Source organism: Arthrobacter sp. zg-Y916, from assembly GCF_020907385.1.
Lineage (GTDB): Bacteria > Actinomycetota > Actinomycetes > Actinomycetales > Micrococcaceae > Arthrobacter_B > Arthrobacter_B caoxuetaonis.
Genome location: NZ_JAJJOD010000001.1, coordinates 676847 through 697772, shown reverse-complemented (window position 1 = coordinate 697772; position 20926 = coordinate 676847). Strand labels below are relative to the sequence as shown.

General features: G+C 63.5%; 21 protein-coding genes. 7 read left to right on the top strand and 14 right to left on the bottom strand.

The genetic code is table 11. The features are described from left to right. Positions 1-97: 97 nt before the first annotated feature. Positions 98-1708: a chaperonin GroEL gene (gene groL / locus LOC59_RS03395; RefSeq protein ID WP_227894362.1), complete on the bottom strand. Its 1611-nt coding sequence runs from the start codon at positions 1706-1708 to the stop codon at positions 98-100. A gap of 75 nt (positions 1709-1783) precedes the next feature. Further along, on the bottom strand, positions 1784-2080 hold the full coding sequence (gene groES, locus LOC59_RS03390) for a co-chaperone GroES (protein ID WP_055239413.1): 297 nt from the start codon (positions 2078-2080) through the stop codon (positions 1784-1786). 374 nt (positions 2081-2454) lie between these two features. Here groES and LOC59_RS03385 point away from each other — a divergent pair, with 374 nt between their 5' ends. From LOC59_RS03385 to LOC59_RS03370, 4 genes are all read left to right on the top strand, one after another. Next, positions 2455-3408 carry a siderophore ABC transporter substrate-binding protein gene (locus LOC59_RS03385; RefSeq protein WP_229970586.1) on the top strand — a complete coding sequence of 318 codons (954 nt, stop codon included), beginning with the start codon at positions 2455-2457 and terminating at the stop codon, positions 3406-3408. A 79-nt stretch (positions 3409-3487) separates the two neighbouring features. Next, a complete protein-coding gene (locus LOC59_RS03380) occupies positions 3488-4525 on the top strand; it encodes an ABC transporter permease (RefSeq protein WP_227894360.1) in 1038 nt (345 codons plus the stop codon). Continuing rightward, positions 4518-5534, top strand: coding sequence for an iron chelate uptake ABC transporter family permease subunit (locus tag LOC59_RS03375; RefSeq protein ID WP_423721102.1), 1017 nt, complete (start codon positions 4518-4520; stop codon positions 5532-5534). Before LOC59_RS03380 ends, LOC59_RS03375 begins: the two co-directional genes overlap by 8 nt. After that, positions 5531-6289 (top strand): iron ABC transporter ATP-binding protein, encoded by a 759-nt coding sequence (locus LOC59_RS03370; RefSeq protein WP_227915484.1) that lies wholly within the window; start codon positions 5531-5533, stop codon positions 6287-6289. Before LOC59_RS03375 ends, LOC59_RS03370 begins: the two co-directional genes overlap by 4 nt. 6 nt (positions 6290-6295) lie before the next feature. Here the strand turns inward: LOC59_RS03370 and LOC59_RS03365 are convergent, their stop codons facing one another. From LOC59_RS03365 to LOC59_RS03345, 5 genes are all read right to left on the bottom strand, one after another. After that, entirely contained in the window at positions 6296-8095 is a 1800-nt protein-coding gene (locus LOC59_RS03365; RefSeq protein WP_229970584.1) for a hypothetical protein, read from the bottom strand. 90 nt (positions 8096-8185) lie between these two features. Next, the gene (locus LOC59_RS03360) at positions 8186-9412 is read right to left on the bottom strand and encodes a hypothetical protein (RefSeq protein WP_229970582.1); all 1227 of its coding nucleotides are present in this window, start codon (positions 9410-9412) and stop codon (positions 8186-8188) included. After that, a complete protein-coding gene (locus tag LOC59_RS03355) occupies positions 9403-9774 on the bottom strand; it encodes a DUF6507 family protein (RefSeq protein ID WP_227894356.1) in 372 nt (123 codons plus the stop codon). The genes LOC59_RS03360 and LOC59_RS03355 overlap by 10 nt, the downstream gene beginning before the upstream one ends. Positions 9775-9885: 111 nt before the next feature. Continuing rightward, complete coding sequence (locus tag LOC59_RS03350) at positions 9886-11034, bottom strand: MalY/PatB family protein (protein WP_229970581.1); 1149 nt, start codon at positions 11032-11034, stop codon at positions 9886-9888. A gap of 115 nt (positions 11035-11149) precedes the next feature. Next, positions 11150-11557, bottom strand: coding sequence for a hypothetical protein (locus tag LOC59_RS03345; RefSeq protein ID WP_227894354.1), 408 nt, complete (start codon positions 11555-11557; stop codon positions 11150-11152). Between the two features lie 177 nt (positions 11558-11734). On the opposite strand from LOC59_RS03345, the gene LOC59_RS03340 reads away from it, so the two are divergent. Next, positions 11735-12961, top strand: coding sequence for a class I SAM-dependent methyltransferase (locus LOC59_RS03340; protein WP_229970572.1), 1227 nt, complete (start codon positions 11735-11737; stop codon positions 12959-12961). 12 nt (positions 12962-12973) lie between these two features. Here the strand turns inward: LOC59_RS03340 and LOC59_RS03335 are convergent, their stop codons facing one another. After that, entirely contained in the window at positions 12974-13786 is an 813-nt protein-coding gene (locus LOC59_RS03335; RefSeq protein ID WP_227894352.1) for a shikimate 5-dehydrogenase, read from the bottom strand. Between the two features lie 144 nt (positions 13787-13930). Between LOC59_RS03335 and LOC59_RS03330 the strand changes: the two genes are divergently transcribed. Continuing rightward, positions 13931-15079 (top strand): glutamate--cysteine ligase, encoded by a 1149-nt coding sequence (locus LOC59_RS03330; protein ID WP_227915489.1) that lies wholly within the window; start codon positions 13931-13933, stop codon positions 15077-15079. A gap of 215 nt (positions 15080-15294) precedes the next feature. Next, positions 15295-17106, top strand: a complete 1812-nt coding sequence (locus LOC59_RS03325; RefSeq protein ID WP_227915490.1) for an HNH endonuclease — start codon at positions 15295-15297, stop codon at positions 17104-17106. Positions 17107-17184: 78 nt separating this feature from the next. On the opposite strand, the gene tsaD is transcribed toward LOC59_RS03325, so the two are convergent. The 6 genes from tsaD to LOC59_RS03295 all read right to left on the bottom strand — a co-directional run bounded on the left by tsaD (position 17185) and on the right by LOC59_RS03295 (position 20914). After that, complete coding sequence (gene tsaD, locus LOC59_RS03320) at positions 17185-18261, bottom strand: tRNA (adenosine(37)-N6)-threonylcarbamoyltransferase complex transferase subunit TsaD (protein WP_227915491.1); 1077 nt, start codon at positions 18259-18261, stop codon at positions 17185-17187. Then, on the bottom strand, positions 18262-18738 hold the full coding sequence (gene rimI / locus LOC59_RS03315; RefSeq protein ID WP_227915492.1) for a ribosomal protein S18-alanine N-acetyltransferase: 477 nt from the start codon (positions 18736-18738) through the stop codon (positions 18262-18264). Between the two features lie 35 nt (positions 18739-18773). Further along, positions 18774-19442: a tRNA (adenosine(37)-N6)-threonylcarbamoyltransferase complex dimerization subunit type 1 TsaB gene (gene tsaB, locus LOC59_RS03310; protein ID WP_227915493.1), complete on the bottom strand. Its 669-nt coding sequence runs from the start codon at positions 19440-19442 to the stop codon at positions 18774-18776. 63 nt (positions 19443-19505) lie between these two features. Continuing rightward, entirely contained in the window at positions 19506-19871 is a 366-nt protein-coding gene (locus LOC59_RS03305; protein WP_227915494.1) for a hypothetical protein, read from the bottom strand. A gap of 267 nt (positions 19872-20138) precedes the next feature. Beyond that, entirely contained in the window at positions 20139-20480 is a 342-nt protein-coding gene (locus tag LOC59_RS03300; protein ID WP_227915495.1) for a hypothetical protein, read from the bottom strand. Further along, positions 20459-20914 carry a hypothetical protein gene (locus LOC59_RS03295; RefSeq protein ID WP_227915496.1) on the bottom strand — a complete coding sequence of 152 codons (456 nt, stop codon included), beginning with the start codon at positions 20912-20914 and terminating at the stop codon, positions 20459-20461. The genes LOC59_RS03300 and LOC59_RS03295 overlap by 22 nt, the downstream gene beginning before the upstream one ends. Positions 20915-20926: the final 12 nt, after the last annotated feature.

Here is a 20926-nt window from a genome sequence, read left to right as displayed (position 1 = left end):
GAATGTGCCGACCCGGCGCGCCCCGGGCCGGCACACACAAAAGGGCCCCTCCGGGGCGGAGTTCCGCGCCTGGAGGGGCCCATTTGTTCAGCCCGAATTAGTGCTGGTGACCGTGGTCATCATTCTCTTCGGAGGGCTTCTCCACAACCAGTGCCTCGGTGGTGAGGACCAGTGCGGCGATCGATGCTGCGTTGCGCAGGGCCGAACGCGTGACCTTGACCGGGTCGATAATGCCGGCTTCGATCAGGTTGCCGTATTCGCCGGTTGCAGCGTTGAAGCCGTGGTTGACTTCAAGCTCGCTGACCTTGGAGACAACAACCATGCCTTCGGCACCGGCGTTCTCGGCGATCCAGCGCAGCGGCTGGGCCAGCGCGCGCCGGACCAGGCCAACGGCCGTGGCGGCGTCGCCGTCGAGCTTGGCTACCTCGGAATCGGTGTCCAGGGCGCGGGCAGCGTGGACCAGCGCGGAACCGCCGCCGGCCACGATGCCCTCTTCCAGGGCAGCGCGGGTCGAGGACACAGCGTCCTCAATGCGGTGCTTCTTTTCCTTCAGCTCAACCTCGGTGGCTGCGCCAACCTTGATCACGCCGATGCCGCCGGAGAGCTTGGCCAGGCGTTCCTGCAGCTTTTCGCGGTCCCAGTCGGAGTCCGTGCGCTCGATCTCGGCACGGATCTGTGCCACGCGGTCGGCGACGTCGGCTTCGGAGCCATTGCCGTCAACGATCGTGGTGTTGTCCTTGGTGACGGTGATGCGGCGGGCGGAGCCCAGCACCTCCAGGCCAACCTGGTCCAGCTTCAGGCCGAGGTCCGGGGACACAACCTGGGCGCCGGTGAGCGTGGCGATGTCCTGCATCATGGCCTTGCGGCGGTCGCCGAAGCCCGGAGCCTTCACTGCAACCACGTTCAGGGTGCCGCGGATCTTGTTGACCACCAGGGTGGACAGCGCTTCGCCGTCAACGTCTTCGGCAATGATGAACAGCGGCTTGGAGGCCTGCAGTGCCTTTTCCAGCAGCGGCAGGAACTCTGCAACCGAGGAAATCTTGCCGGAGTTGATCAGGATCAGCGCGTCTTCGAGGACGGCTTCCTGGCGCTCCGGGTCGGTCACGAAGTACGGCGAGAGGTAGCCCTTGTCGAACTGCATGCCTTCGGTGATGACCAGTTCGGTGGACGTCGAGGAAGACTCCTCGATGGTGATGACGCCGTCCTTGCCTACCTTGTCGAAAGCTTCGGCCAGGAGCTGGCCGACCTCTTCGCTCTGCGCGGAGATGGCCGCCACGTGGGCAACCTGGTTGCCTTCAACTTCCTTGGCGTTCTCCAGCAGGCGGGCCGCAACGGCCTCGACTGCGGTCTCGATGCCGTGCTTGAGGGCACCGGGAGCGGCGCCTGCTGCCACGTTGCGCAGGCCTTCCTTGACCAGTGCCTGGGCCAGCACCGTTGCGGTGGTGGTACCGTCACCGGCGACGTCGTTGGTCTTGGTGGCAACTTCCTTGGCCAGCTGTGCGCCAAGGTTCTCGTACGGATCGTCGAGTTCGACCTCGCGGGCGATCGTGACGCCGTCGTTGGTGATGGTGGGGGCGCCCCAGGTCTTGGCGAGCACCACGTTGCGGCCGCGCGGGCCGAGGGTGACCTTGACGGTGTTGGCGAGCTTGTCGACACCGGCTTCCAGTGAACGACGGGCGGAGTCGTTGAACTCCAACTGCTTTGCCATGTGTGTGTCCTTTCCGACAACAACTACATCTACAAAAGAAGACCCCGGCCGAATCTGGCCGGGGTCTTCAAAGACTTACTTGACGACGATGGCCAGCACGTCGCGTGCGGAGAGCACCAGGTATTCCTGGCCGCCCTGCTTGACCTCGGTTCCGCCGTACTTCGAGTAGATGACGACGTCGCCCTCGGCGACATCGATCGGCACACGGTTGCCGTTGTCGTCAACGCGGCCGGGGCCGACTGCTACGACTTCGCCCTCCTGGGGCTTTTCCTTAGCGGTGTCCGGGATAACCAGGCCGGAGGCCGTGGTCTGCTCAGCTTCGAGCGGGCGAACAACAATGCGATCCTCAAGGGGCTTAATAGAGACCGACACTCGGGCTCTCCTTTGCTAGTTACTAACGGGTTTGTGGACCGTCGGTAGGCGCTTGCCGTCGTCGCGGGTGCCGGTGAACGCTTCCCTCAGGAATTAGCACCCTCACGTGGGGAGTGCTAGGTCCGACTTTATGCAACGGTTAGCACTCGGTCAAGGTGAGTGCCAACAAAGATCATCGGGATGCCCCTGCCTCCCGTGGCTCCGTCGTCTCTGTTACGGATTCGGTCTCCCCGTCCGGTGACTCAAGTTGCTTAGCCTTGCCTAACCAGATAACTTTCAAGGGCGCGCAAAAATTAGCCAACAATTTTGTGTCCTAATGGCGGAGGCATCCGGCAGGCGACGCATCCTTTGAGAGAAATACTGGAGCACCACTCGTGAAGACGACCCTGAAGTCCCGGCTGCTGGCCGGAACCGCCCTCGTGTCCCTGCTTGCCGTGAGCGCGTGCGGCTCCGAGACCGATGCCGCCGCCGAACCCGCCGCCACGGAACCCAGCATGATCACTGTGGAGCACACGCAGGGCACCACTGAGGTCCCCGTGAACCCCGAGGTCGTCTACACCTTCGACCTGGGCGCCCTGGACACCTTGGACGCCCTGGGCATCGAGGTTGACGGCGTTCCGGCAGCAAACTTCCCCGAGAGCCTCTCCAAGTTCGGCTCGGATGACTACGCCAAGATCGGCAGCATGAAGGAACCGGACTTCGAAGCCATCAGCGCCGGAGCTCCGGATCTGATCATCATGTCCGGCCGTACCGCCGACTTCTACGACGAGTTCTCCAAGATCGCCCCCACGGTCAACCTCAGCACCGACGCTGCCGACCCGTGGAACTCCTTCATCGAGAACACCGAAATCATCGGCGACATCTTCGGCAAGGAAGCCGAGGTCGAGGAGAAGCTCGCCGCTCTGGACACCAAGGTCGACGAAACCAAGGCCACCGCGGCGGACGCCGGCAACGGCCTGATCATCATGACCAGCGGCGGCGAAATGACTGCTTATGGCGCGGGTTCACGCTTCGGCCTGATCCACGATGTCCTCGGCGTCGCCACTGCAGCGGACATCAAGTCCGAAGCCCAGCACGGCGAGTCGGTCTCCTTCGAATACGTGGCCGAGATCAACCCGGACCACCTGTTCGTCATTGACCGCGACGTCGCTGTCGGCAATGCAGGCGAAGTTGCCTCCGCTGTCCTGGACAACGAACTGGTCAAGGGCACCAAGGCAGCAGCCAACGACAACATCACCATGCTCGATTCCTCCAGCTGGTACCTGGTGGGCTATGGCCTGAACAACGTTGACGCAATGGTCAGCGCTGTCCAGGACGGCATCTCCTAACCCGTTCCCTTACCTGCTAGATCCTCATTGGCCGGGTCTGCCTTCGGGCAGGCCCGGCCAGTGAGGGAGACGGAATCGCATGACAACGCAGCTCACTCCCCCCACAGCCCCGGCCTCCTCCGGGGCCGCTGCCGTATCCAGGCGACGCCGCTTCGGCCCCGCGGCCATGATGGTCCTGGGCGGTGCGGCTGTGCTTGTACTCGCCGTCGTCAGCATGTTCGTCGGCGTCAGCGACGTCTCCCTGTCCTCGCTGCTGGCCGGCGATCAACATGCCTGGGACATCTTCTGGATCAGCCGGGTTCCGCGGACGCTAAGCATCATTCTGGCCGGCATGGCGCTCAGCGTGGCCGGGCTCATCATGCAGCTGATGGCGCGGAACAAATTCGTGGAGCCCTCCACAGTCGGGACCATTGAATCCGCGTCACTGGGCATCCTGGTGGTGACGGTCCTGCTGCCCGGTGCTTCGCTGTTCATGAAGATGTCCACCGCCACCGTCTTCGCCGTCGCCGGAACCGCCCTCTTCCTGCTCATCCTGCGCCGCATTCCGCTGCGCAACACGCTGATCGTGCCCCTGGTGGGAATCATGCTCGGCGGCGTGATCGCTGCCGTCACCACCTTCTTCGCCTACCGGTTCGACCTGCTGCAGACCCTAAACTCCTGGATGACCGGCGACTTCTCCGGGGTGCTGCGCGGACGCTATGAACTGCTGTGGATCGTGGGTGCACTGACCCTCATTGGGTTCCTGGCTGCCGACCGTTTCACCGTTGCCGGCATGGGCCAGGAGTTCACGACCAATTTGGGACTGAACTACAACCGCGTCATGACCCTGGGCCTGATCATCGTGTCCCTGATCAGCGCCGTCGTGGTGGTCAGCGTTGGTTCCGTGCCGTTCCTGGGGCTGATCGTCCCGAACCTCGTCTCCCTCCTGGTGGGCGACAACGTCCGCCGCGCCATACCGTGGGTGGCGATTTTCGGTGCCGGCTTTGTCCTGGCCTGCGACATCATCGGCCGGACCATCCGCTATCCGTATGAAATCCCGGTCGGCGTGATCGTCTCTGCCGTGGGCAGTGCCCTGTTCCTCTACCTGCTCCTGAGAAAGCGCTCAGCCCGTGCCTAGCTCCCCCACCAGCGTCCTGCCTTCGGCCATGACCGTGCAGCGCCGGCGTCCGGTGCGAAACCTCTCCCCGCGGTCCTGGATCATCATCCTCTCTGTGGTGGCCGCAGCACTTGTGGCCGTCTTTATGACCATTGAGCTGCGCGGCAATATCGGCTACGTGCTGCCGCGCCGCGCCATCAAGGTGGGCTCGATGATCCTGGTGGCGTACGCCGTCGGGGTTTCCACCGTCCTGTTCCAGACGGTCACCGCCAACCGGATCCTGACGCCGTCAATCATGGGGTTTGACGCCCTGTACGTGCTGATCCAGACGGTCCTGGTATTTACGCTGGGCGGCGGGTTCGTGCTCGCCATGTCCGAGCCGCTTCGCTACGGCATGGAAGTGGCCCTGATGGTGGGCTTCTCCTTCCTGCTTTACCGCTGGCTGTTTACCGGGGGCGGGAAATCCCTGCACCTGATGCTGCTGGTCGGCATCGTCCTGGGCACCATGTTCCGGGGCATGTCTTCGCTGCTGCAGCGGCTGATCGAGCCCAGCGAGTTCATCATCCTGCAGGACCTGTTCTTCGCGTCCTTTAACAACGTCGACGGAGCGCTGCTTGGCTACTCGTTGATCGCCGTCGTGCTGGTCAGCATTCCAGCCTGGCGGATGCGGCATCAGCTCGACGTGATGTCGCTGGGCCGGGAAACGTCCATCAACCTGGGCGTGAACCACAAGCGGTCCGTCACCCTGGTGCTGGTCATCTGCTCCGTCCTCGTGGCGGTGTCCACCGCCCTGGTGGGGCCGGTGACCTTCTTTGGCCTGCTGGTGGCGTCGCTGGCCTACCAGCTCTGCTCGCACTTCAAGCATTCAGCCGTTGTGCCCATGGCCGTGCTGATCGGCATCATCGCCCTGGTGGGCGGCCAGCTGGTGCTGGAACGGATCTTCTCGTTCAACACTGCGCTGAGCATTGTCATTGAATTCGTTGGCGGGATCGTCTTTTTGATCCTGCTCCTGAAAGGCTCCCTCAAATGATCCAGGTCACCGGCGTCACTAAGCAGTACGCGGGCACTACAGTCGTGGACGGGGTGAGCTGCCACATCAAGGAGGGCGGAGTCACCTCAATCATCGGCCCCAACGGCGCCGGCAAATCCACGCTGCTCTCCATCATCAGCCGCCTGCTGAAGGCCGACGAGGGTTCGGTCACGGTGGACGGCCTGGATGTCTCTGCCGCCCCGGGCAAGGAGCTGGCGCGCAAGATGGCGATCCTGCGGCAGGACAACCACCTGACCGTCCGGCTCACCGTCCGCGATCTGGTCGGCTTCGGCCGCTACCCGCACAACGGCGGACGTCCGACGGCGGTGTGCCGGGAGAAGATCGAGCAGGCCATGGCCTTCCTGGACTTGAGCGAACTGGCCGACCGGTTTGTCGACGAACTGTCCGGCGGGCAGCGCCAGCGCGCGTTCATCGCGATGGTGCTGGCACAGGACACCGACTATCTGCTGCTGGATGAGCCGCTGAACAACCTGGACATGAAGCACTCAGTGGAGATGATGCGGCTGCTGCGCCGGCTCACGGACGAGCTCGGCAAGACCGTGGTCCTGGTCATCCACGACATTAACTTCGCGTCCTGCTACTCCGACGACATCATTGCCATGGCTGACGGCAAGCTGCTCCACCAGGGACCGCCGTCGATGATCATGCAGCCCGAGGTCCTTAAGGACATCTACGAGATCGACATCCGGATCGAAGAGATTGAGGGCAACCGGATCGGCGTGTACTTCGCCTAGCCGGGCCTAGGGGTACTCTGCCCAGACTTTTCCTTCGGGGACTCTGCCGTCTGCCGGGCGTTCGTCGAAGCCCGGCAGCTCCGGGATCCAGAGCGGTGTTCCTTCGACCGAGGCATGGATGAACCGCACCAGCGTGTCCCAGACAGCGGCTGAAGAGACCGGCTCCAGAATCACCGAACCGCCGTCACCCCGACCCAGCCGGTACTGGCCAGCCGTTCCGGCGTTCACGAAGCCGAACCAGCCTCCTGTCCGCTCATCGAGGATCTCCCATTCTGTCCATGGCTGTTGCCACATTCGCCGGGCCGCTTCGCTCAGGCCTATGGGGGCTCTCGCCCGCGCGGACTTCACCTTGGCTTCGTACTGGTCCCTTGCCAGGACCACCGGTTCATGCGCAATGCTCCATGCCGGTGAGAACCCCAGCCAGTCCGCTATGGCTTTGGGAACGGCATTTGCCTGGAGGACCTGTACGGACAGGTCATCCGGGCCGGGTACGCGTGCGGATGGACGGGAGAAGCGAGAAGGCTCCGCAGTCACCCTTCCGCACCCTCCCCCAATCCATGCCTGAAGGACAGCCCCGCCGCGCTCATCTGCAGCGGTGACTTGGAAGGCTGCGACCGGGGTCCGTAACGGGGCGCCGTAGTCCGTGCCGGCCGGGGTCAGCGAGCCGTCGGCGGCAAGGAAGCCTGCTTCCCGGAGTGCCGTGAACTCCGGGCCCTTGCGCTGGAACATCCCCAGCCGGTTCCTGTCCGCCAGGCTGTCCATCAGTTCCAGGGCGGGAATACGCAGGAGCAGTGCCGGTTCCTGGCAAGGCTGGGCGGCGGCCAGAGCGCCGAGGTCTTCACGGTCCTCACCGGCCAAACGCGATGCTGTCTCGTCCAGCCGCGGCTCTGTGGGCGCAAAGGTATCAATGGCGTCGCGTTCCTGACCATCAGCTGCCGCGTTGGCCGGTTCGATCCGAAGATCCATAATCATCTGCTCGAACAGCAGCTTCATTCCTGCGTGCTGGTCAACGGTGTAGCTTGCGGTTGCTTCGAAGACCTGGTGGCCTGAAATCCACAGCCAGCGGTCCACACACACCGGGTGCTGCTCCACCTGATGCACAAAGCGCTGTCTCCGGCCCCTCACCGGCCCCTCGGAGCCGTTCATCGGCCACGTCTCGTGTGAAATGATGCGGACCTGCTGTGCCGTCTGCAGGGTCGAGGCCAGTGCCGCGGTTGCATATCGGGCCAGGGAGATTCCGTTCGCCGGCGCCCAGCGTAGAACCATGTTGGGGCGAAAGATCCCTCGTGGCACGGGAGGATGTGCCACGACGAGCATGTCTGCGGAATTCACTTCCATTTCCCAGCCCTGGGGACGAGGCACCAAGACACCGGACATCCGTTCGTGGCTGAAGCCATCGGCGTCAGTGGTCATGGACTTCCTTTCCCCGTTGGAGAAGCGTTTAGTGAACAGGTCTTCCCCGCGAGCCTCCACCTTGTCTCCTTCTTTCATCCAGCGCGGCTGCATAAACCGGGGCATCCAGAACCAGCCCATGAGTCCGATCGCGAGGCATCCGAGAAGAACAATGCCGTAGGGAACAATGAGGGCGTCAATGCCGGTTTGAAGTACGAATTCGCTGGGTGCCATCAAGAGGAGCCACGCCCCCAAAAAGGTGGTAGCCAGGGACGGTTTACCCGGCATGAAATTATCCAGGACCAGCAGGCCAACAAACTTATTCGTATAAAGCAGGACGCCACCCACAAACGGGACGATCCCCAGGAGAAAAAGGATCGCGGAGAGCGCCCACTCGTTAGTTCCAGATTCCATGTCTTGCCTTACCTTCGTTGTGTTGCCGATGTCGTTCCTGCTGGACAGCCCCCCCCCCTGACCTTCCGTACCTCTAGCAGTGCGGGCAGCCTATCCTCCGAAGAGCTTGTTCCATCCGTTGGCCATGTTGTCGATGGCCTCCATGGCACGGTCTGCGGCAGCATCCTTGATGGTACGGCCATCCAGGAAGTCGAACTCCATTGAAGTAATCACCGAGATCCCGATCCCGATCCCCGCACCAACCACGGTGCCTACTGGCCCGCCAATTGCGGTACCAATGGCGGCACCCGTGCCTGCAGCAACGAGGTCAATGCCGACCTTAGTCCCGCCCTTGACCCCGCCCTCGAGGTTTGCACGTCCCTCGAGTTCATCCCGGCTCCAGGTAGGATTTGCGTGCAGCAATTCGTTGTATGCATCTTCCCGTTCATCGGCAATGGTGAATCCCGCCGTGACGAGAGTAAATGCGCCACCCCCGAGTTTGATACTTTTCGCCGCGTTAGTGAGGTCGCCGAATCGTTCCGCTTTCACCCACTTTGACGGGTTAGCATCCACCCTCGCTCGGTACCATTCGAAGTTGTTGTAGAACATCCTGCTCACGGCTGGACGGGGCTCAAAACGAAGCGTGGTTCTTGCCTTCCTTTCCCCTTCCATCCACCGCCCCCTGGCCATGTGCCGCTGGCGTTCTTCCGTAGTGTCATAGCGGAGATAAGTACGTTCGGATTCCCTGGTTGTCTGCCGCACCGCAATTCTGTTGATTACGCCCGAAGCCGTTCCGTACCCGATAGTGGCGGGAATGCTCGTCAGGTTGTCCAGCAAGGTATCCCTGTTGTACGCGGACCGCAGTCTGGCAGCCGTTTCTTCTTCCAGGTTTCGGTACCTCGCCGCAAGTCCGGCGATCTCCGCCGGCAGCAGCAGGTCTTCCCCGGTGACGGGCCGGTCAAACGGAACATTGGGTTCGCTCCGATAAAGTCCTTCCGGAGTGTCAGACGCCCGGGTACTGGCAGCCTGGATCCTTGCCATGAGTTGATCCCGCTTGGCTTCCAAGGTTCGAATACCGGCGGCGAAACCCACCAGCGCGTCTTTCACACCCGCTGCCGTCTCTTCGAGCATCTCCGCGTGAGGCATCACGGTCCGGAAAGCCCCGACCATTTCGTCCCCGCCATCCCCGGAGTAGTGGAGACCTAACTGTTTCCAGGTCTCCCCGGTTTCCTCTACCGCGTTGAGGTAGGCTTCACCGGCTGCTTCCACGGAAGGATAGGCGGACTCGATGCTGTCCGATGACGGCCACCCGAAAAGTCCTGACGTATCTACAGCCATGAGCGCTTGTCCCTGAACCGGGGTTCGGCGTAGATCCCAGCCTGCACCTCAGCAAGGCTGGCCTTCGCTGTCGCAGCCATCTCCTGGTCAGCACCGGCAATGATCGAGACCGCTCTTCGGACGCCTTCGACCGCGTTGTGGATGCGGACTTCCGCGGCCTCCAGCTGCGGGCCCATTGTGTCTTGCCAAACCTCGGCGAGCGCCTGTCCCACGATTCCGGAGCCGGCCATGCAAGCTGCCTCTGCTGCGTTCATGCCGCCCCGCAAGACAGACACGGCCGCGTACCTGGTCTCGTCTTCCTCCACCTGGGAAAGGACGTTTGCACACCCTTCCGGATTGACGTTGTAGCCGTTGAATGGCATGCGTATCCCCTCCCCGTTGCAGCTCGCCACAGCGCGTGTGCGTACACGCTCGCCTTCATCCGGCGTCCGCGCTGCTCTTCCTTTCGGGCGAGTGTACGTGCTCCCGGGCCGTTAGGATTTGGCTGCGCTCAGCCTGTGGATAGCCTCCTCGAGTACCTCGGGCGCACAGCCAAAATTCAATCGGGCACAGCCTGCCCCGGCCGTCCCGAACTTGAGGCCTGGTTCAAGTGCCACACGTGCCTTTTCGAGGGCGGTTGCCGCTGGGTCGTCTCCCCAGCCCAGCGCGCGCAGGTCAAGCCAAGCCAGATAGCTGGCATCGGGGAAGCGGTACGCCACTCCCGGAAGCTCCGCGGACAGCAGTTCTCCGAGCAGTTCCCGGTTGGCTGCCAGGACGGCCAGCACGCCGTCGAGCCACTCCTCGCCCTCGGCATACGCGGCGGCCGTGCCGTGCAGGCCAAGGATTGAGGTCCGGAAGCCTACTTCCTCCGGCATTTCATCCAGCAGCAGCCGGGTCTCGGGGGCCGAAGCAATCATCAGGGCGCACTTTGACCCGGCGATGTTCCACCCCTTACTGGCCGCCGTGACGCACACTCCGTGGGCGCGGGCATCGTCGGAGACGGACAGGAAGGGGGTGAAGGTCTCCGGGGAATAGACCAGCGGCGCATGGATTTCGTCGCTGACCACCGTAACGCCGTACCTGGCTGCCAGACGGGCGACGGCGCCGAGCGTTTCCTTCGGGTGCACCAGGCCCAGCGGGTTGTGCGGGTTGCACAGCAGCAGCGCCCGGGCACCTGCGGCGAACGCCGCCTCAAGCCCGTCCAGGTCCAGGGACCATCCGGCTTCGTCCTGCAGCAGCGGCACCTCGCGGACTGTGCCGCCCGCCTCCACGGGAAGATCGAAGAACGGCGGATAAACCGGCGGTGTTATGACCACCTCATCCCCCGCGGTTAGGACCTGCCGGAGGGTCTCCACGATGGCCACGCTGACGTCGGTGGTGGTCCGTACGTCCTCCGGGTCCACTTCCCAGTTCCAGCGCCGCTGCGCGAAGCCGGCGAATGCGGGACCGACAGGACCAGGTCCGGATACGTACCCGACGTCGGATGCTTCGATCCGTTCGATCATCGCGCGGGCTACGGGCGGGGCCAGCGGATAGTCCATTTCTGCTACGAACATCGGCAGCACGTCGCCGGGATAGGTGCACCATTTGGCACTGGTGCGGCGGCGCAGAACATCGAGGGAATCAACAGCCATCTCAGTCATGGCCCCAAAGATACCCGGTGTGCGTGCCTCGACCCGCGCACCAGGAGAGGGTTCGCCGCTCACCGCACGTCGAATGCACCCTGGGCTGCGGCAAGGATGAAATCGAATCCGCCGATCACGGTTGCTGTCTATCCGACGGCCGCTGGACCTGCCCTTGAAGGAAACGTTTGGCGAAAAGGTCTTCGCCCCTGGCCTGCAGTTCTGCGTCACGGCGCATCCAGCGGGGCCGGAGGAACACTGGATACCAGAACATTCCAACAATGCCCGCAAACATTGCCGGGAACATGATCAGCCCCATGAGGCCCGGTACCGGGTCCGGCAGCCTGTCCATACCCACGAGGCCGCCCAGTCCTATCAGGCAAAAGGCCAACCCGAGCCACGTGTTCGCCAGTGCCGGCTGCCCCGGAAACAGTACGTTTATGTTCAGGAGCAGCAGCCAACGCTTGAGGTGAACCATCACGCCGCACACCAGCAGGAAAAGCCCCATCCCGCCCAAGAATCCGAACACCAGCAAATCAGTCAATGCAACGTCCTTCTCTGGGGCTGATTCCGCGATAGGGGGATGACAGTGGGTGCATCAACACTAGACCGCCGGTCATGCCGCTCACAATCTGACCGAGACGTCCCCCTGCTGCGGCCTCACCTCCGGCATCCGTCCGCAGCTAACTCCCCCGGTGCGCGAAGAACTAGGCTTGTATCCATGCCCGACACTTCCCTCGCCCATGTCCTGACACCCGAAGGCTGGGCCCTGCTCAACTCGCTCGGCCCGTACCTGGAGTCCGAGTCCCTGAAGCTGAACACCGACCTTCGCAAGGCCGGGCACTCCCCCGAACTCGTTGCCGCCGTCCTCACCCAGGCCAAACTGCGGATGAAGGCCCGGGCCAAGTTCGGGCCGTTCGCCGAGCACATGCTGTTTACGCCTGCCGGCCTTGAACAGGCCACCCGTCTGAACGTGGCAGCCCTCCATGCCCAGCGCTACCAGGAAGCCGGCCTGGAAAAGGTCGCCGATCTGGGCTGCGGAATCGGTGCAGATTCCCTGGCCCTGGCCACGCTGGACCGCCGGGTCACCGCCGTCGAACTGGATGAAATCACCGCCGCCGTCGCCACCATCAACCTCATGCCCTGGCCGGAAGCCACCGTGGTCCAGGGCGACGCTGAGAGCTTTGACCTGACCGGGTTCGACGGCGTGTGGCTGGATCCCGCGCGGCGCACGACATCGACGTCGGGCACCTCCCGCATCTTCGACCCGGAAGCTTTTTCACCGCCGCTGTCCTTCGTGGAGTCCCTCGCCGGCGGCGGGATGCCGGTGGGCGTGAAACTGGGCCCGGGGATTCCGCATGAGTCCGTCCCGGCCGGCTGCGAGGTCCAATGGGTGTCCGTGGGCGGCGACGTCATCGAGGCCACGCTCTGGTTCAACGAGCTGCGCCGTCCCGGTATCCGCCGTGCGGCGCTGGTGATTCGCCCGGCCGGCGCCGCGGAGCTGACCTCGCACGAGGACTATGTTCCCGGTGCCCAGGATGTACGGACCGGTCCGGCTGAGGGCTACCTGTATGAGCCCGACGGCGCGGTCATCCGCGCGGGTCTGGTGGCCGACGTCGCGCGTTCCCTGGGCGGACACCTCCTGGATCCTCAGATCGCCTACATTGCGGCTCCGGACCTGATGGAGACTCCGTTCGCCCGCGCCTACCGGATCCTGGAAGTCCGGCCCTACAACGTCAAGGCGCTCAAGGCCTGGGTCCGCGCCAACGGCATCGGGGTGCTGGACATCAAGAAGCGCGGTATGTCCGTGACGCCTGAGGAACTGCGCAAACAGCTGCTCACCGGCTCGGGCAAGGGCCCGAACAAAGCAACCCTGGTCCTCACCCGGATCGGTGAGGACCGTGTGGCGATCGTCGTCGAGCCTGTTGCGTCCGCAGTGGAAAGCTAGCGGCTTGGAAGCCTAACTGCGCGAGAACTCGCTGGCTTCGCGGACCTGCTCCGGTGTTGGGCGGACTCCGGTGTAGAGCACGAACTGTTCCTCTGCCTGGATCGCGATGACTTCGGCGCCGGTGATGACCTTTTTACCGGCAGCACGGGCGGCACGGATCAGCGGAGTTTCGGAGGGAAGCGCGACGACGTCGAACACCGTCTGTGCGGCTGCGATGGTTTCGTCCTCGAAGGACTGCACGTCCTCTTCGGATCCTGCCATGCCAAGCGGCGTGACGTTGATCAGCAGGTCAGCGGTGGCCATTCCCGGTTCTGCCCGCCAGTCGAAGTCATACAGGTCGGCCAGTGCGCGGCCGGTGCCCTCGTTGCGGGCCACGATGCACACGTCGCTGAATCCTGCATCACGGAGGGCTGCAGCCACTGCCTTGGCCATCCCGCCGGAACCGCGCAGCAGCACGGAGCTGGACGGAGGGACCTCGTGGTCTGCCAGCAGCCGGGCGATCGCCAGGTAATCGGTGTTGTAGGCGGTAAGGACGCCGTCGTCGTTCACGATGGTGTTCACGGAATCGATGGCCGCAGCTGAGGGGTCCATCCGGTCCACCAGGGCAATGACGTCCTCTTTGTACGGCATTGAAACTGCTGCTCCGCGGATCGGCAGGCCCCGCACCCCCGCAATGGCCTGGGCCAGGTCCGCGGGCGCAAAGGCCTTGTAGACATAATTCAGGCCCAGCTGCTCATAGAGGTAGTTGTGGAAGCGGGTGCCGATATTGCTGGGACGGGCCGCCAGCGAGATGCACAGGGTCATGTCTTTGTTCAGGATGGGCATTATCCCATTATCGCCGGGACGGCATCCGGGCAGGCTTTCGGAGCGTAACTCACCAGTGATGTCACCGGGCTACGATTGAACTGGCTCTTATAACGCAATGGCGCGCAGATGGAGGCAACATTTCGACGCACAGCAGGAGACATATTGGACATTGAGTTTGCAGCTTCCCCGCAGTCGACCCTTGGGGTCGAGTGGGAATTGGCCCTGGTCGACCGGGAATCAGGTGAGCTGCTCTCTGTGGCCGACGAAGTCCTGCGGGCGGTCAACGCCGCGGACCCGGAGCTTAGTGCGGATGAGGAACACCCGCATATCAAGCAGGAACTCCTGGAAAACACGGTGGAGCTCGTCACCGGTATCTGCAACACCGTGGCCGAGGCAAAGGCGGACCTGGCCCGTTCCATGGCGGCCGTGCGGCGGGTCACCGATGAGATGGGCGTTGAGCTGTTCTGCGCCGGCACCCATCCGTTTGCTGTTCCGCGTTCCCAGCCGGTGACGGATAAGGAACGGTACGCCAAGCTGATCGACCGCACGCAGTGGTGGGGCCAGCAGATGCTGATCTACGGCGTCCACGTCCATGTGGGCCTGGATTCCCGGGACAAGGTGCTGCCGGTCCTGGACGGACTGGTCAACTACTTCCCGCACTTCCAGGCGCTCTCCGCATCCTCTCCGTTCTGGTCAGGGGATGACACAGGCTACGCCTCACAGCGGGCGCTGATGTTCCAGCAGCTGCCGACGGCCGGGCTGCCGTTCCAGTTCCGTTCGTGGAGTGAGTACGAGTCCTATGTGCAGGACATGTTCACCACCGGCGTGATCGATTCGATCAGCGAGATCCGGTGGGATATCCGTCCGGTGCCCGCACTCGGGACTATTGAACTGCGGGTCTGCGACGGGCTTGCCACCGCTACTGATATTGGTGCCATTGCTGCCCTGACCCAGTGCCTGGTAGATGAGTTTTCCACCATCCTGGACAACGGCGGATCCATCCCCACCATGCCGCCGTGGCATGTGCAGGAGAACAAGTGGCGTGCTGCCCGGTACGGGCTGGACGCAATCATCATCCTTGATGCTGCCGGCAACGAGAAGCTGGTGACCGAGCACCTGCTTGAGGATGTCCTTCCCCGCCTGGCTCCTGTTGCCGAGAAGCTTGGCTGCAGTGCCGAACTTGCTGATGTCGCCGGAATCATCGAGCGGGGTGCGGGCTACCAGCGCCAGCGCCGGGTTGCGGAAGAGAATGGCGGGGACCTGCGTGCTGTGGTGCTCGACGGCGTCCGGCAGCTCCGCGGCGAAAGCTAACCTTCCGGTTGTTGCCGGCTGTTTTTGCGGCTCGGATGACTGGTCCGATGCCGCATTCCGCCCTGTTTCGCGCTGTGCTGAGCTGTTTCGCGTGACCTGCGACCCGTAAGCCCGTTCCCCCAACTCTGAAAACGGGTAAACCACCCGTAACTGGTGCTCCTGAAAAGGCCTGTTTTGGGTCCTGAAATGTCAGTGGCAGCTGAAAGTGTTGGGGTATGAACCACTTCTCGGACACTCCGTTTCCCCGGTCAGCTGACCGGGATGGCGGCGGTGCGCCGGGTGCGGAACCCGGCGGTTTGTCGGGCTCTTCAGCCTTCGCCCGTTCCGGGTCCGGTGCTGTGTTTCGTGCCGATCCTGCATTGCTCGAGGACGCAGCGGCCGAGGCTCTGCCGGAGGGTTTCGCGGGCCGGTTGTCGTTGTCCGGTGCAGAGACCCTCGGATATGAGGAAACGGTGACCGCTCTTCAGCGGCTGGGGATGCTCATTTCGTGGGCGCAGGCGCAACAGGCCCGTGTAGCTGCCCGATTGGAGGTGCTCTTCGCCCGCGACATTTCCGAAGCCGCCGGTCGTGAAGAACCGGCCCTCGCCTTGAGCCTGGCCGCTGCCGAAGCCTCCACGGTCCTGAACATCCCCCACATGACAGCTATACAGCTGATCAGCGAATCCTCCCGCCTCTGCACTGATGCCCCGCAAACCCTTGAACACCTTGCAGCCGGAAAGATCGCCCTCCAGCACGCCCGCATCATCCTGGACGAAACCCACAACCTCCCCACCGACATTCCCGATCCCCCGGACGTTGCAGGAGCCGGTGCCGTCGATCCGGCGGTGGCGGACGATTCATCCGGCAGCGATCCGGGGCAACTGGAGCTCGGTCTCGAAAACCTGGGTGCTCCCTCCCAGTCCGAACCGGATGGCAGCGGCCAGGCTGGGGCATCCGGACCAGATGGAGCCGGCTCACAGGATGCTGCCACCGCTGAAGTTCTCAGTGTGCGTGGCGCGTTCGAACGGGACCTGCTTGCTGCTGCGGAGGGCAGGACTGCAGCCGGTTTCGGCCGCCGGGCCCGCAAACTCCGTGAATCACGCTTTCCGGACCTGATCCCCGTCCGCCACCGTGAGGCGAGGGACAAACGCCGTGTGACGTTCCAGCCCCTGCCCGATGGGATGTCCTGCCTCAGTGCCATCATCGCTGCGGAGAAGGGCCAGTCCATGTTCGCCGCCCTCACCGGTGCCGCCAAAGCCGGCAAACGAGCGGGTGATCCACGCACCATGGACCAGCTCCGCGCCGATACCCTCACAGAGTTGCTCCTCGACGGCGAACCGGCCCCTGACACGAAGCCAGTGGATGGGCCTACCGCCGGGAATGGATCAGATCACGGACCGCGGACGAACCAAGAACAGAAGCCTCCCAGGCGGGCCGAGCGGCACCGGAACCGGTCCACCGTCCGTACCGAAGTCATGGTCCTGATCAACGCAGACACCCTTGCCGGACTCAACGAGCACCCCGCTGAACTCAACGGCTACGGACCCATCAGCGCTGAAACCGCCCGGACCATGATCCTCGACGCCCTGCACTGGACACCTCTGATCCAGGACCCCAACACCCGGGAGATCCTCACTGTCGGACGAACCCGCCGCATCCCTGCAGGGCTCAAACGCTGGCTCCAGGCCCGGGACGGAAACTGCCGCTTCCCCGGCTGTTCTGTGAATGTCACGAACACCGAAATCGATCACACCACGCCCTTTTCGCGCGGCGGACCAACAGACCACACCAATTTGGAACACCTCTGTCCCAAACACCACCGCTTCAAAACCCTGGGCCATTGGGAGGCTCGCCAACCAGAACCCGGAACCCTCCGCTGGAGCTCGCCCACCGGCCGCACCTACAGCACCGAGGCAGCCCTGGACTACGTCTCAGGCCAACAGTCCGCACCCGGTCAGCGGCCCCGGGATATTCCGCTACATGGGACCCAGCTGCCCAAGGACCAGAAACAAGACAGCGACCCGGACAACGACCCACCACCCTTCTAGGTTGTGTGGTCGCAGGCCTCGCCCGCGCTTCCCCACTCCCCTTCCAAAACCGGGCTCTTGCCCCGCACCGTTACCCAGCTAGGCAGCGGGAAGATGAATGCTGGCCACAGGCTGGGACGGATCGGGAGTGAAATCGATGCCGGACGGCTCACCGCCGGCCATAACAATCTGCGCACCCAAAGCAGCAACCATGGCGCCGTTGTCGGTGCACAGGCGGATAGGAGGAACACGAAGCGAAATACCGGCAGCAGCACAGCGCTCGGCAGTGAGCTCACGAAGCCGGGAATTCGCAGCAACACCACCACCAAGCAAAAGGTTCGTAATCCCCTGCTCGGTACAGGCAAGAACAGCCTTCGAAGTAATCACATCTACAACTGCTTCCTGGAAAGAAGCAGCAATGTCCGCAACAGGAAGTTCCTGCCCGGCAGCCTCATACTGCTCCACACAGCGGGCGACAGCGGTCTTCAAACCAGAGAAAGACCAGTCATAGCGGTGCGGACCAGGAACCTCAGCAGTACCCATGTACTTCGGCTGGGTCAGGCCGCGGGGAAAACGGATAGCCTTCGGGTCGCCTTCACGGGCAAGCTTGTCGATAGCAGGACCACCGGGATAACCCAGACCCAGTATCCGCGCCACCTTGTCGTACGCTTCACCGGCAGCGTCATCAATGGTCGATCCCAGGAGCTGGACATTTGTTGTCAGGGAACCAACACGAAGGATTTCGGTATGGCCGCCGGAAACCAGCAGGGCACCAAGATTCTCCGGAAGTTTGCCGCCATCGAGCACTCCAACACCCACATGGGCAACCAGATGGTTAATCGCATACAGCGGCTTGCCGGTAGCAACAGCAAGAGCCTTCGCAGCACAAACACCAACCATCAGTGCACCCGCCAGACCTGGCCCGGAAGTCACAGCAATCGCATCGACGTCGTCGAGGGTCACGCCAGCCTCATCAAGGGCCTGGCGCAGCGTGGGAACAAAGGCATCCAAATGCGCACGGGAAGCAATTTCCGGAATGACGCCACCGAAGCGGACATGCTCCTCCATGGAAGATGACACGGCGTTGGTCAGCAAAGTATCGCCCCGGACAATACCGACGCCGGTCTCGTCACAGGAGGATTCGATGCCGAGCACCAAAGGTTCGCTGCGGTTCATTTATGCTTCCTTCGGAGTCTGTGGAGTGCGCGGCGGCATGCCCTGCCAGGCGGAAAGATAAAGGCGCATGATCAGTGCATCGGCGCCGTCGCGATAATAACGGGGACGGACATGGATCTGTTCGAACCCGAACCGCCGGTAGAGGTCCTGGGCACGTGGATTGTCCGCACGGACCTCGAGCAGCACGTCATCGGCACCCCGGCTCTTCGCCTCGTCCAGCAGTGTGGCCAGCAACCGGGAACCGGTACCCGCACCCTCATGGCCGGAGTTGACGGCGATGGTCTGCACATCCGCAATGGGCAGCACACACATCAGCCCCGCATAGCCGATGACCGTGCCGTCCGCTGCCTCAGCCACGTAATAGGACCGGGTGTCACTTTGCGCGAGTTCGTCGTAGAACATCTGCGTAGGCCACGCGTCGACGGGGAACATGGCTTTTTCCAGTGCGTCCACGGCAGGAATATCGGCCTCGGTCATGGGCCGGATGCTGACCGGCCCTCCGGACGGGGCGCTCACAATGCGCGCTTCCGCGGGCCGGGAACCTTGGCGTCGGATTCCCGGAGGTACAGGGGCAGATCCGGGAGCAGGTCCAAACCACGGACAAGACGGACGACGGCGGTGCGGCCCAGCGCTGCGGCCGTTGGCTGGGCGTCGGCAAAGTCCTGCACCGCGTGCAGGACGTCCGGGTACAGGCCGGCCCCGGCACCGTAGGCCGGCAGCCCCGGTACCTCGGACGGTGAGGTGACGTGGGGACCGTCCAGCAGCTCGGGCGTTCCGCCGGTGCTGCGGTAATGCGCCCAGTAGACCTCCTTGCGGCGCGCATCAGTCGCAACGATGAACTCGTCCACTCCGGCCCGCCAGGCGTCCAGGGCGGCGTCGATGGCGATGGCGTCCAGGCTCATAACGCCGTGCAGCGGTTTGTTCCAGGCGAATGCCAAGGTCCGTGCGGTCGCGATACCCGAGCGGAGACCGGTAAAGGGACCGGGCCCGACGCCGACAACAAGCTCATCGATGTCTGTGCCGGTAACGTCTGCGCTCTTCAGCAGGTCCTGGATGCCGGGGGCAAGAACTTCCGCATGGGAACGGGTGTCCTCCGTGGCGAAGGCTGCGAGCGTTTCTCCCTCACCGGTCAGAAGTGCCGCACTGGCAATGGCGGAAGTATCGATGGCGAGGATAAGCACGGTGTTCAGTTTACGCCGTCGGCCGGTGCTCCTGCTCCGGGAAGGCCGCCTGGGGAATAGTCGTCAGGCCAGCTCGGCACTGACCGCCTGAAGCAGAGCCCGGTAGGCCTGCGCCGCTGGCCATGGACGGAGCAGGAGCCCCGATCCGCTGTTCAGCAGCTGCCAGGTCCCCGCAGTCCCAGCGTGGATTCCCGTCTGAAGGGCGGCGGTTCCCCCACCTGCTGCCAGATAAACCACTCCTGCTCCCACATGTTCCGCACTACCGCGCCCGCCGTAGAAAGCACTCTTCACGCCGCCGAAGCCGGCCGTGAACTGTACGCTGCCGGAGGTTCCGTCGAGCGGTGAAGCGACGAGCCGGCCCTCTGCGGTCAACCGGCCCTTGCCTGTTGCCAGCCCTGCTGCTTCGAGCTCGAGCAGGCCTTCCTGCACTCCGCCAAGCGCCCTCTGCGCCTGGATCGTACGGCCACAGGTTCCAGCTGAGCACCTGAGGGGACTCCAGGGCAGCAAGGACACCGGCAATTTCCTGGGTTGCCGCCCTGTCCGCCGTCCCCTCGAAGGGAAGGGTTCGGAGGGTCAGATTCGCCCGGAACCCATCGGTCGATGGTGCCAGGACCAGGGCCTCCGTGCTCTGTTGGCTGGCTTCCCAGCCTGGCTGGACCTGCATGCGAACTGAACCTGTGGTGATGACTCCCGCTCTCACCCTGCGTGTTCCTTGACGTTCTCAGTGATTTTGACCCACCGGGGAATCATGAAGCGAGGCAGCCACACCAGGCTCATGAGGAACGTCCAGATTCCGCCGAGTATCACTACCAGCAGCACCGCAAGGAGCGGCCGGGGAATGGAATCGCCGTCAACGTCCCACAGCAGCGTGCCGGTCAGCAGACCAACGCCCCCGTAAAGCATGCCCAGGGCTGGATAGGCCTTCACCCTCGGCAGCAGGCCGGGATGACCCAGCCACATGCGCCAGCGGCCGGTATAGGCGCATAATCCCATGGCGAGTATCACGAGGCTCAGGATCAGCCCGAGAATGAATCCCATAGATCCCTGGCCTTCTTTCCGATCTTTTCTCCAACCCCGCTGCCTATGATGCCGCCGGCAATGCCACCCACGATACCGCCTGCGACCGCACCGGCAGGTGTTCCCACCACCGGGAACCGGCTGCCAGCAACACCGCCGGCGACGGCCCCGGCTTTCGCTCCGGCCCAGGCTCCTCCGGCGCCGGCTGTCAGGGAAGCGCCTCCTACAATCGCCGCGTTCTCCGTGACGGACAAGGCCGGCTGCCCGGGAGTCCAGTCCGGGTGTTCAACCCTGTCCGCGTTGTACTGTTCGCTGCCGTGGTCCCAGGCAGTAACTCCTGCATCCAGAACGAAAAGGCCGCGACGGGCCCAGCGGGCCCAGGCGGGAGGAGTAGCAGCATCAGAGTTGAGCCGCAGTTCCGGTGCCGAACGGGCAAAGTCGTCAGCCGGGTGCACCGGCGATGGGGA